Source organism: Pseudogracilibacillus sp. SO30301A, assembly GCF_037072025.1.
GTDB lineage: Bacteria > Bacillota > Bacilli > Bacillales > Amphibacillaceae > Pseudogracilibacillus.
The window spans coordinates 27864-39439 of record NZ_JAXHDD010000021.1; the positions used below are offsets into that span (position 1 = coordinate 27864).

The 11576-nt window shown below is 34.6% G+C and carries 10 protein-coding genes and 1 pseudogene; 5 read left to right on the top strand and 6 right to left on the bottom strand.

Annotation, left to right across the window (positions count from 1 at the left end; translation table 11 throughout):
- Nucleotides 1–378: 378 nt before the first annotated feature.
- Nucleotides 379–732, bottom strand: coding sequence for a DUF3006 domain-containing protein (locus tag SPD89_RS11615; protein ID WP_336262117.1), 354 nt, complete (start codon nt 730–732; stop codon nt 379–381).
- Nucleotides 733–951: 219 nt separating this feature from the next.
- Between SPD89_RS11615 and SPD89_RS11620 the strand changes: the two genes are divergently transcribed.
- From SPD89_RS11620 to SPD89_RS11635, 4 genes are read left to right on the top strand one after another with little or no spacing between them, the layout of a single operon-like run.
- Nucleotides 952–2169, top strand: a complete 1218-nt coding sequence (locus tag SPD89_RS11620; protein WP_336262118.1) for an MBL fold metallo-hydrolase — start codon at nt 952–954, stop codon at nt 2167–2169.
- Nucleotide 2170: 1 nt separating this feature from the next.
- Nucleotides 2171–2431: a DUF3006 domain-containing protein gene (locus SPD89_RS11625; RefSeq protein WP_336262119.1), complete on the top strand. Its 261-nt coding sequence runs from the start codon at nt 2171–2173 to the stop codon at nt 2429–2431.
- A gap of 55 nt (nt 2432–2486) precedes the next feature.
- Nucleotides 2487–3224, top strand: a complete 738-nt coding sequence (locus SPD89_RS11630) for a DUF3784 domain-containing protein (protein WP_336262120.1) — start codon at nt 2487–2489, stop codon at nt 3222–3224.
- A gap of 9 nt (nt 3225–3233) precedes the next feature.
- On the top strand, nt 3234–3836 hold the full coding sequence (locus tag SPD89_RS11635; RefSeq protein ID WP_336262121.1) for a class I SAM-dependent methyltransferase: 603 nt from the start codon (nt 3234–3236) through the stop codon (nt 3834–3836).
- Between the two features lie 733 nt (nt 3837–4569).
- On the opposite strand, the gene SPD89_RS11640 is transcribed toward SPD89_RS11635, so the two are convergent.
- Nucleotides 4570–6252, bottom strand: coding sequence for a M20/M25/M40 family metallo-hydrolase (locus tag SPD89_RS11640; RefSeq protein ID WP_336262122.1), 1683 nt, complete (start codon nt 6250–6252; stop codon nt 4570–4572).
- Between the two features lie 366 nt (nt 6253–6618).
- Here SPD89_RS11640 and SPD89_RS11645 point away from each other — a divergent pair.
- Nucleotides 6619–6813 (top strand): annotated as a pseudogene (locus SPD89_RS11645) (DUF4277 domain-containing protein); the annotation flags it as partial.
- A gap of 236 nt (nt 6814–7049) precedes the next feature.
- On the opposite strand, the gene SPD89_RS11650 reads toward SPD89_RS11645, so the two are convergent.
- The 4 genes from SPD89_RS11650 to SPD89_RS11665 form a co-directional block, all read right to left on the bottom strand.
- On the bottom strand, nt 7050–7970 hold the full coding sequence (locus tag SPD89_RS11650; RefSeq protein WP_336262124.1) for an LCP family glycopolymer transferase: 921 nt from the start codon (nt 7968–7970) through the stop codon (nt 7050–7052).
- 150 nt (nt 7971–8120) lie between these two features.
- Nucleotides 8121–9062, bottom strand: coding sequence for an MBL fold metallo-hydrolase (locus SPD89_RS11655; RefSeq protein WP_336262125.1), 942 nt, complete (start codon nt 9060–9062; stop codon nt 8121–8123).
- Nucleotides 9063–9143: 81 nt separating this feature from the next.
- Complete coding sequence (locus SPD89_RS11660; protein ID WP_336262126.1) at nt 9144–10634, bottom strand: PH domain-containing protein; 1491 nt, start codon at nt 10632–10634, stop codon at nt 9144–9146.
- The gene (locus SPD89_RS11665; RefSeq protein ID WP_336262127.1) at nt 10627–11106 is read right to left on the bottom strand and encodes a PH domain-containing protein; all 480 of its coding nucleotides are present in this window, start codon (nt 11104–11106) and stop codon (nt 10627–10629) included. Before SPD89_RS11665 ends, SPD89_RS11660 begins: the two co-directional genes overlap by 8 nt.
- Between the last annotated feature and the right edge of the window lie 470 nt (nt 11107–11576).

The following is an 11576-nucleotide window of genomic DNA, read 5'->3' on the forward strand; positions in this document are numbered from 1 at the left end:
TTCACAGATAATATACTCCCTTTTTCCAAGAAAATTTGGAATAACCGAAATGATTATACCGCCTCATTATAGATTTCTGAATCAAACTATAAGGGTCTTCACTTTAGGAAAAAATAGTATTGTTCTGATCTAGCAGTCAATAAAAATGGAAAAATACTAGTGGGGTTACATTTATTAATGACACTGTTATTAATTTATTAGGTGATTATGGGCCTTTTGCTGTCTTGATTGATTTTATCTATTAACAACAACTATAAGTGCGTGTTCAAAACTCCGGTTGCTTCACCTACAAACGCACTTGTCATGAATGCTGGTGGCTACAAGTTTAAAGATTACGTAAAAATCGGCATACCAATACAACTATTTTTAAGCATTATTCTACTCATTTTTATCCCTGTTTTCTACCCTTTCTATGAAGGTAGGACTCTTTCTTTTTATTTCTTTGCGAAAAAGTATACTTTTATCACGATGTTTTTTTGTTCGCTTATGATCAAGTGTGACTTTTACATGATCATTACCTTCATAAACACGAACCCACACTCCTTCTTGATAATTTACTGGTAGTTTTTCGACTGGTATTATTATTTGTCTCCCTTTATCTTCAATTAAAAGAATTGCATGCCCCTCCTCAACCCGATCTATTACACCTGTAAAACTTGGTTGATGCTGCACACTTGAAGTTTGGATTATTATGAGAAATAAAACGATAATATTTTTTATATAATTACCCATCATATCCCACCTTTTATTGTAGTATCTCAAGAAATTAAATAAACTGCATATTGACACTTTGCTATTTTAGAGCACAATAGGAATGGAGAAATGGAATTATCTCTAAAGGATAATTCTATTTTGGACATGATTTTTTATATAGAAATTGAATTTTATAGTTTTTTTCTAAAAGTTTTGCTACGCTTAAATTATTATTTCTAAAGATAAGGCGGCATCAAGATGCGTAAGTATTTATTCATAATAGTAACTTTTATTTGTTTATTAAGTGCTTGTGACAGCACAGAGCAATCTTCTCAAAATATATCTAGTAGCGAATCAGATCCTGTAAATGAACCAACAGAAGCGCTCCCAGAAAATGTCCCTTCTGAAAAGGAACAAAATAATGCAGAACAAACAGAATCTCTTCCTGAACTAACGGTAAATTATATTGATGTTGGTCAAGGTGACGCTACCTTATTCCAATTTAGCGATAAAGAGAAACAGTATACTATTTTATATGATGTAGGCGATTGGCAAGGAAACGAAGTTGTTTCTTTTTTAAAGAAAGAGAATGTTAATTTTATAGATTTAGTCATTATCAGTCATCCGCATGCTGATCATATAGGACAATTGGATAAAGTCATGGACAATGTGGAAGTTGGAGAAGTTTGGATGTCTGGAAATACAGCAAATACAAATCTTTACCAAACTGTTATGCAAGCAATTCTTAATAGTAACACGGATTATGATGAACCAAGAGCTGGCGAATCATATGATGTCGGTCTAATGGAAATAGAAATTTTACATCCAAATGAGTTATCCGGAGGGTTAAATGAAGACTCCTTATCACTTCGGCTTACTTACGGCAACATATCATTTGTATTTACAGGAGACGCATATAAGGAGCAAGAAAGACAAATAATGCAGCGGATAGATGATCTCGAAGCTGACTTTTTACAGCTTGGTCACCACGGTTCTAATACATCAAGTGATCCTGCATTTCTTGATCACGTTGATCCAACCTATGCTATTTATAGTGCTGGAGTAGGAAATTCTTATGGTCACCCGCATAATGAAATCGTTCAACTAATTTTAAATAAAGGAATAAACTTACTCGGAACAGATGTACATGGAACGATTACCGTTCATACAGATGGGAAAGATTACGAAGTATTTACTGAGAAAGAGGGTAAGGTAGAAAAAGGGTACGATGATCCTACAAAAAGCGAGAAGGAACCTTCTAAGTCAGATCCTGTAGACGTAGATTGTATTAATATTAATACAGCGAACATGGAAGAATTAATGGAAATTACACAAATAGGTGAAGCACGTGCAAAGGATATCATTAATTTAAGACCATTCCAATTTGTTGATGAACTGACAAAAATTAACGGAATTAGTGATGCTAGACTAGATGAAATAAAACAGCAAGGAAAAGCTTGTGTAGGAGGTGAATAAATTGAAAGGTGTATTAGATAGAATTGAAGATGGTATTGCTGTCATATTAGTTGAAGAAAAAGGTGATGAATTTACTGTAAAAGAAGATGACTTACCGGTAGACAGTAAAGAAGGAACATGGTTTCAATTAGATGTTAATGACTCAGGTTATACCATTTTAGCAATTGACGAAAACATGACTAATAAAGCAAATGAAACATCTGCATTATACTTAAAAAAGTTACAACTAAAGAAGCGTAAGAGTAAATTTAAACGTAACTAATGTTGTTTGACAATTTTTGCTATAGGCGAACCTTTTTCGTAAAGTAGGTGGAAATTTGAAGACGGGAACACTTATATATATTATTGCAATGGGTTGGACAGTAATAATTTATGGAGGAATCACCTATTTATTTAGTAAAAAACAAGACCATACATTATTGAGCGGCTTTTCCAATCGCCCTAAGGAAGAAAAAGAATATTTGAGACAAAGCGGATATTTAGATGCGTTAAATAAATTATTCGTAACAACATTTTGGTTATTATTTGTCGCATTTATCCTAGGGCTATTGCCAATTTCATTTGCTTTTGAAATTAGTCTTGCAATATTTATTCTCGTTCTTATGGTAGGTCTTGTCTGGATTCAGCGCTATGAAGTACCCCATAAACGAAAAAAGAAGCTTTGGCTTTTTGGTGCCTTTTCCACAGTAACAATAATTTTTATTATTGTCATTACAGGAATTGGATATATTGATAATGATATTAAAATCGAGGATGAAACCTTTACAATTACAGGAATGTACGGAGTGGAATGGGACATCGCTGATATTGAAACTATTGAGTTAATGAACACCCTACCTGAAGTGAATTTTAGAACGAATGGATTTGCAACTGCGGGCATATTAAAAGGTAATTTTAATTTGGAACCACCGTACGGCAATGGCCTTTTATTTATCCAAAAAAATTCGGCACCTTATTTATATATTGAAACGAAGGAAAACTATATGATTCTAAATCGGAAGGATCCGAAAGAAACAACTGAAATTTATAATGAATTACTAAAAATGATGGGGTGAATAAAGTCAATGGCACAAGAAAAGTGGAATAAACAGTTTTCGGAAAATCAATTTACATATGGAAAAACGGCGAATGCCTTTATACAAGAAAAAAGTTCTTTATTTGCTCCACATTCACAGATAGCCTGTTTTGCTGAAGGTGAAGGAAGAAATGCAGTTTACTTAGCAAAACAAGGACATACCGTAACATCCTACGATCTATCATCGGTAGGTCTAGAACATACTAAGGTTTTAGCAAAAGAAAACGATGTGACGATTGAAACGGTGGAAGCCGATTTAACGAAAATTAAATTGGAGAGACAAAAATATGATAATGCAATGATGATTTTTGGACATGTTACGGATAAAACCCAAGAATATTTTATTAAAAATATGATTAATGCAATAAAGCCCTGTGGACTCTTTATTTTTGAAGTTTATTCAAAAGAGCAGATCAAATATAATACAGGTGGTCCTGGAAAAGAACAATTTTTATATGATCCTAAACGTATATTAACATGGATTGAACCGTATACATGTCTTCACTTTTATTATGGAGAAGCAAATCGTGAAGAAGGTTACCGTCATACAGGAATTGGACATGTCATACAAGTTGTGATAAAAAAAGAATAACAACAAAACCTGCATCATTAATGATTTTTCCGTTTTCAGTCTACTAACCAAGATAATCAAGTGAAAAAGTTGCATGATTTTTTTCAACTCTTTGGCTAAGAGACCATGGGAGATCGCGATGGGACACTTCTTCGTATTTTCCACATTGATCAGATGTGCGGGAGTAATTACTTATACATTTTTTTACGGAAGAGATAAGAAAAACACTAGGCAGAGCCTAGGTTTTCGAACTATTCGAAGCGTCTTTTTTGCGAAATCAGTTGTTTGAAGGAGATAAAGTTGCTTAATTGCTCAAAATGGAATAGAAGGAAAACACAGTAATAGTAAGGGGTTCAGTACAAAACAGCATCTGAAAACCCCTATGTTTCGGGGTGCGAAACTTAAGTTTTAAATTTCGAGGATTTGCCCCCTCACTCTAAACTTCCCCAAAAACTAAAAAAGACGGTTTCCGCTTTTTCAGCATAAGAAATCGTCTTTATGATCTTCTCTGTTTTTTTCACCGATTTTTTTTCACCGAATAGATATTATTCTAAAATGAAAAATCAGTTTAAGGAATTCCAATGTTTTTCTTTTGGCATTTTCTGAATCAACATTATGATTCTACCTATATAATCTTTTGGAGATGCGCCCGCGTGTTCATAACCGCTGGATGGAAACCAATAAGGGAAATCTGTTTCCACATTTTGGGCAAGCATCAAAACCTTGAAAGCAAACCCCTAGTTTTCCTTAAACCTTACTCGTTCTCATCACTCAGCACATACTGAATAACATGATTCGTTAAATTTGGTACAATCTCTAATGAATACGTCATTTCCATTCGCTCTAGTTTTTTATGTCCGTCCATTCCATAAGGACCGATATTAATAACTGGAATATTCAAATCAAATACGTCTTCATATGCGACGTGAAACTTTTCACCCCAAGATGGAGTATTTTTCACCTTGTATTCAATTTCATGCATGTTATCACTCATCGCAATAAAACTCATATCAGATATATGCGGAAAGAAATTTTTGGCAACAATCGGATATTGGTACTCTGGCTTCAATGTATTAATTGCATGATCCAATGCTTGTAATAATCTTTGTTCATCTTCCGTTTCTCCGGTTAATGCGACTCTAGGTGAATAAAGGGATGAATAAAAAACAATAATCGCAGGACTTTTATCTGTCATAAACTTCCATGATTCCTCTACGACACGAGCGGCAAACATTCGGGTATCAAGCATTTCATCTTTTAGTAATTCCTCTTTAAAATCCTTCATATGTAGTTCATATTGTTCTCCATGTGTACGTATTAATATTTCTTCCATTTCACTATACGTCAAAACTCGCGGTTCCCAGGGGATAGAACGATATGGCTGATTACTCATCTCGCAATATGTTTGATAACGTTCTTCAAAAGAAGTCAATGCATTTGTAAAAGCAACGGTTGCCTGTTTTTTTAATAATGTGAGCACTTTTTCCGGTGACCATGAGTGAACAAAGAAGTTAAAATACACATATGCTGATAAGGCTGTTTGTACCGTATAAGAAGGTTTTAAATCCATTTGTTTTAATGAAACTGGTGGTATGGTTGACTCTCCTAAAGCCGTGTCACTTAAGTCCGGGTTGTAGTTCATTTGCTTTGTTAATGCAGCTGCGATGAAATTCGGGTCAAGACCATCAAAAGCTGATCCGACATGGGTTTCCTCACCAGTTATAAAAAAGGATGGTAATAACTTTCCTATTGTTCCTTTATATACATAACGATTTTCATCCCCTTGATATCCCGGAGCAACAAAATCACTATTAATAGCTGCAACATAATCAAATTTATTTTCTTGCTTCCATTTTTTTAATGTTTTTAGGGCAGATAAAATACCATGAGAACTATCCTCTTCGTCACATTCAGCAATAAAAACGAGATTACCTTCTAATAATTCTGGATGTTCTGCATAATAGGTTAATAGATATATATTGCTAGCTAAACCACTTTTCATGTCCAGTACACCACGTCCAAAGAGCCAATCCCCTGACTCTAAATGTTCTTGTGCTAGTTCTGGTAATCTCTCGTTTTGTAAAAATTCCATCCAATCTTCCGGGGAAAAAGCTAAATCACGTTGTTGATTAAAATCATCCACTCCAACCGTATCCATATGCCCCATCAAAACTACTGTCCGATTGCTTACTCCCTTTCTACCTTTTACATAGGCGAGAACATTATATCGTTCCATTTCATCATTAACCGTTTTTTCCAATACGAGTTGGGAGCGTTTTTTTAAAAAGTAAGGGTGAGCTGCCAAATAATCATATATAAATTTTGCAATATCCTGTTCTCCACGTGTATTGACAATGCTTTCAATAGCTACAAGCTTTTTTGTCATCGCCAAGATTTCTGCTCGACACACAAGTTTACTTATGTTTGTTTTGTTCATAAGATATTCCCCCCATTCTTTTAGTCATAAAGCCATATTGTTAGTATTTTCGACAGATTGGAAATATAAAATCTTCCACATCTCACTAGTTAAGAGCTTTAGTGTACTTGCACTTTCATTCGTCCCAAGAGGTTCGATGGGCTTCTACTAACTAACATACTATTAATTCTTCTTTTTAAGGATTAATAGTAAGCGCTTTTTCCACTAACTCGCTCGTTAGATAATATCTTGATATTTCAATACTAACATAATATTTCGATAATAATTCCTATTTCGCACCCATTTGAAGCGATAAAATCTTTTTTTGCAGGAATTTTGCCTTGAAATATCGAAGGATAAAGGTATCGGCACAATGAAGTGATAACATTGAACAACCAAATCCCGCAGATTCCTGACTTTCAAGTATGTCGAGTGGGAGCTGCTCCTATTATTCATCAGTTAATAGAAGCGTTGGGGCTGATCGACCGAATAGATCAGCTGTCTCCTGTTAAAAAAGAAAATTGTAAGGTGTCTGTTGGCACCCGCATTGCAGCGATCATCATTAATCAATTGACGGATCGATAAAGTTCTCATTTCTACTTCAATAGGCGCCCTAAAAAAAGTTATGAGTTACATAAAAAAGGTAATTCGTTACTTGTGGCAAAAGAAAAACATTACTGATTAAGATGACCGTTAATGAGTAAGGAGCCGCGAGATCTTCTGTCTTTTCCCCCAAGATCAATGGCGTAGAAGAATATAGCATTTTTTTAAACAAAAAACCTATGGAGAAATTTTTAATCATCCCCATAGGTTATTAGTTATTCTTTTGATACTAATAATTCATGTGCTTTTTGTACTTCTTCATCTGGTACTATTAAATAATAGATTCCATCAATTTTTTGTCCTGAACCAGCAATCATATATTCAGAAACATTTCTTCGGGTATCTTTATATCCACTAAATAATTGCTTCATATCGTCAAAATCCATATTCGTAGACATATTGGTTCCTAAAATATCCATCATGCCACTAAATTTCGGTACAGAACCAACAGATGCGCCTTCATTAATGATTCCTTCAATGACTTTTCGCTGACGGTGAGTTCGTCCAAAATCACCCATCGGATCTTTTTTACGCATTCTCACATATGACATTGTTTTATCGCCATTCATTTCCACAATACCTTCAGGAAAATCATATTTACTGTCCGTCCATGCTACCTCATTACTAATTGTTATTGTCCCAAGTTCATCTACTAGTTCTACTAAACCATCCATATTAATACTTACATAATAATCAATATCTATACCAAGGAAATTCTCCACTGTCGCAACAGACATCTCTGCTCCACCAAACGCATACGCGTGGTTAATTTTGTCGTCAATACCCTTACCTACAATTTCTGTTCTTGTATCACGAGGGATACTTACGATTGTAATTGCATCAGTTTTCGGGTCAAGCTGCATTACCATGATCGCATCAGACCGTCCTCTTTGGTCATCTTCGGAATCGATTCCTAATAATAATACGTTCAGAGGCTCTGTCGCTTTTAGTTTTTCTTTTGTTAAATCTGTATCAATCGTTTCAACAGGGTCATGCATTTTTTCATTCACTGTATTCTTTGCGTTATTATATACAGAAAAAGCATACGCACCAACACCTAAAACTAGTAATATCACAATTATAACCGGTATTTTTAACCATAATCTTCTCGGCTTTTTTCTTTCTGACCTTTTCAAAATTCACACCTCATATTCCATTATACCCTGTTTTTTTTGAGATATTTTATATATTTACTCTCACAAAATTATATCATTTTTAATCCAAAAGACAACTATTATTGCCAATTATTAACGGATATTTTTATAAACTTCTATCTTTTTTACTAATTAACTTTGACAATACATCCAAATTCCATTCTCAAGTCCTCTTGTACACTCACCTTTTTCCCGTAAATATTCCAAATGAGCAATTGTTTCTCCAATTGCAAATTGATAATCATAAACAGAAAGTTCCTTTTGAAACAATATTTCACTTACTTCAAAAATAGATTTCGGCTGTTTTAAGGAATCAAGTATAATAGAAAACCTTTCTACATGATGATTCCAAATTTCATCAATCCGTTCATTTGCACCATAGAAAGGTTCCCCATGAGATGGAAAAACTACCTCCGCATCAAGTTGTTTAATTTTATGAAGTGAATTCTCAAATGATTGCAATGGGTTTTTTTCACCATAAAACCAGTTAGATATATTCGGTGTTATTTTCGGCAAAATATGATCCGTTGAAAATAGAACATTTTTTTCACGGTTATAAAAACAAATAAGTCCTTCAGAATGTCCAGGTGTAAAAATAACTTCGTATTGATATTTTCCGATTTGAATACGCTCTCCATCTTGCAAAAAATAATTAACGTTTGGTAGTGGAGTTACGGATGGTCTGAACTCTTCAGTCATTTTCACAATAGAGGTTGCTAATTTTTCAGGTATAGCCGCTTCCTTATAATCATTTATTAACCTCGGTAAAGCCTCTTCTGTCCATATACTTCCTAATGCTACTGCATCTGTCTCTGACATGAATACAGGTGCATTTGTCTGTTGTTGTAAAACTCCTGCATATCCAGAATGGTCGGGATGAAGATGTGTTAATATTATCCGTTCAACAAGTTTATTATCTAATTTTTCATTCCAAACAGCTCGTGCATTTTTGTCATTCAATCCTGTATCTATTACAATATATCCCTTTTCCCCTTCTGCCAAAAAACAGTTCACATGGTCTAATCGAAACGGAAGATCGATTGTCACTTTCTCTATTCCCAACTGTGTTAACATATATATCCCCCTAAAATGAATGTATATTCATTATTTAATAAAAATAGAAGGGAGAATCTGTCTCCCTTTATCAATAGTAACTTATTCCAAAGGATCTAACAAGTCTGTATTTTTGCTCGTCTTTCTATATGAATACCAGTCAGCAACTTTATTAGCATCTTTTTCTTCTAAATGCTTTAGCGAATAATGTGTTCCTAAACCACCCAAACCAATAAGTGAGATTTCAATTGTTGCAAGTTTTTGCAAAGCTTGAATTTTATGTTGCCGCTTTTTAAGAGACTGAATACGACGATGGTAGGTAGTCACCGTAACCTTATTAAATACCCGTCTTTGAAGTGTAAAACGTTTTCCGTCAATTGCATAACCTCCGTCCTTAAACTGCAACCATCCATACCATAAGCTCAGGCCAAGCAGAATAAGTGATATCCAAATAAATGATGGGAAAAAATAAGCCGTTGCTAGAAGTGCGAGAATAAACAAAATGGAGGATTTAAATAAGTAAAACTTTAAACTCCTTTTGGATAATGGTATCAATTCGGTCTCTAGTTGATCGAATTCCGGCAAAAATTCCTGTAAAAACTTGTCTACTTCTCGCTCATGGATTAGGGGAAACAGAACAGGAAATGGTTCCATTTTATCAAAAGACCCGCCTGCAACTACTGCGAAAACTTGTACAAATTTCATCGGCTGACGAATTGGACTTTGCTGAATTCCAATCGCTTGAATTCGCTCGAAGGGGATCGTTAATTCTTTTGTTTCTAATAACCCTCTTCGAATAAACAATTCTTTTTCACGCTTTTCAATAATAAAATTACCGTACTTTATCATCGTACCGGCTATTCCGACTATCCATAATAATAATAGGATAAAAATAATTAATCCGATCAGTATGACAACACTTTGTCCAATCACCCATGTATAAGCTGAGTTATATATTCTTTTCGGAATTAATTCTTCAATTTGGGTAAAACCCGCCAGTAATGCAAACAGAATAATTCCTACACTGCCTGAAGTTGTCCCGGCAATAAATAAGCGTGACCATGATATTTTTTCAGTTGGAATTGTTTTTTCAGATTTTTCTTCATCAATCACAAAATCATTTTCTCGCTTCTTTAAAGCCCTCCGGAGTCGTTCTCCCTCTTCTACCTTAATTGCACTGAGAGATACTTCAGCTCCTCCTCCGCTACTTGCGGTATCAATTTGCACTTTCACTAATTTGATAATTCGATGTACGACATTTGCGCTTAAATCAATTTTATGGATCCGGTTAAGTGATATATATCTTTTTTTCCGAACAAAAATTCCTTGTTCTATTCGTAGCTCATTATCTTCAATACGATATGTGAACCTAAGCCATGATAAAACACTTGATATAATGAGTAAAATTAAAAATACCGAAGCGAAAATTATAAAATAAAATAATGATTCTTTTAGTGTTAAAATTAACCCTATTCCAAATCCAAAAATCGTTTCTTTTATGACTCGAATGAGATCGAAATACATTGCTGCAGGATGAAGTCGGCGTGGCTGTTTAAACTGTTCTAATAAAGAAGTTTCCTCGGTATTACACATCGTCTTCATCCACCCTTGCTAAAACAGAAATTCGATCACGAATTGTTGATGCATCTTCCTCATCTAATGCCGGGATTTCATGCGTTGTCGCCGCTGTTGAAATAGATACAGTCGCCAATTTATACCGTTTTAATATTGGACCTTGTTCTGTATCCACATGCTGAACACGAATCATCGGAATGATTGTCCGAGTAACGACTAAAATTCCGTGTTGGATATATACTTCTTGCTCAAATATTTCATAACGCCATCTGCGGTATCTAAGTTTTGGAATTAAATGAACAAAAACAAATAAGAATAACACCCAAATCACGATAGCAATTCCTACGTATAAATAGGTAATTTCAAAAATGTATGATAATACGGCTCCCACTATAATGAGTAAAAATAATCCTCCCATATAAATAGAAGCTGTAATTCTCCAAGCTTTAACAGCATCATGTGCTATATTATTTTTCGGCTGTTCTCTCATCGTTACTCCCTCTCTTTCATTCATAATTTTAACACAGAAAGTTTTTTAGAAAAGCATATTTAATATTTATTTTAGATTTACAAAGCAAACCCACCGCTCTCCAGTGGTTAATGCGCAATGTTCTTCGTGGTTATTTCTCGGTTCCCGTGGTTAAATTGCGATTCCCATGGTTAACGCAGGTTTTCGTGGTTATTTCCAGATTCCCGTGGATATATCGAAAATTGTGTGGTTATTTCGCAATCTTCGTGGTTAAATTGCGATTCCCGTGGTTAACGCAGGTCTCCGTGGTTATTTTCAGATTCCCGTGGATATATCGAATAGTGCGTGGTTATTTTGCAGTCTTCGTGGTTAAATCGTAATTGCCGTGGTTAACGCAGGTCTCCGTGGTTATTTTCAAATTCCCGTGGATAAATCGAAAAGTACGTGGTTATTTTGCAGTCTTCGTGGTTAAATCGTAATTCCCGTGGTTA

Excerpts from the sequence above, each read along its gene's own strand:
- SPD89_RS11615 (WP_336262117.1), bottom strand. The coding sequence starts at position 732 with ATGGGTAATTATATAAAAAATATTATCGTTTTATTTCTCATAATAATC.
- SPD89_RS11620 (WP_336262118.1), top strand. The coding sequence starts at position 952 with ATGCGTAAGTATTTATTCATAATAGTAACTTTTATTTGTTTATTAAGT.
- SPD89_RS11635 (WP_336262121.1), top strand. The coding sequence starts at position 3,234 with ATGGCACAAGAAAAGTGGAATAAACAGTTTTCGGAAAATCAATTTACA.
- SPD89_RS11640 (WP_336262122.1), bottom strand. The coding sequence starts at position 6,252 with ATGAACAAAACAAACATAAGTAAACTTGTGTGTCGAGCAGAAATCTTG.
- SPD89_RS11655 (WP_336262125.1), bottom strand. The coding sequence starts at position 9,062 with ATGTTAACACAGTTGGGAATAGAGAAAGTGACAATCGATCTTCCGTTT.
- SPD89_RS11660 (WP_336262126.1), bottom strand. The coding sequence starts at position 10,634 with ATGTGTAATACCGAGGAAACTTCTTTATTAGAACAGTTTAAACAGCCA.
- SPD89_RS11665 (WP_336262127.1), bottom strand. The coding sequence starts at position 11,106 with ATGAGAGAACAGCCGAAAAATAATATAGCACATGATGCTGTTAAAGCT.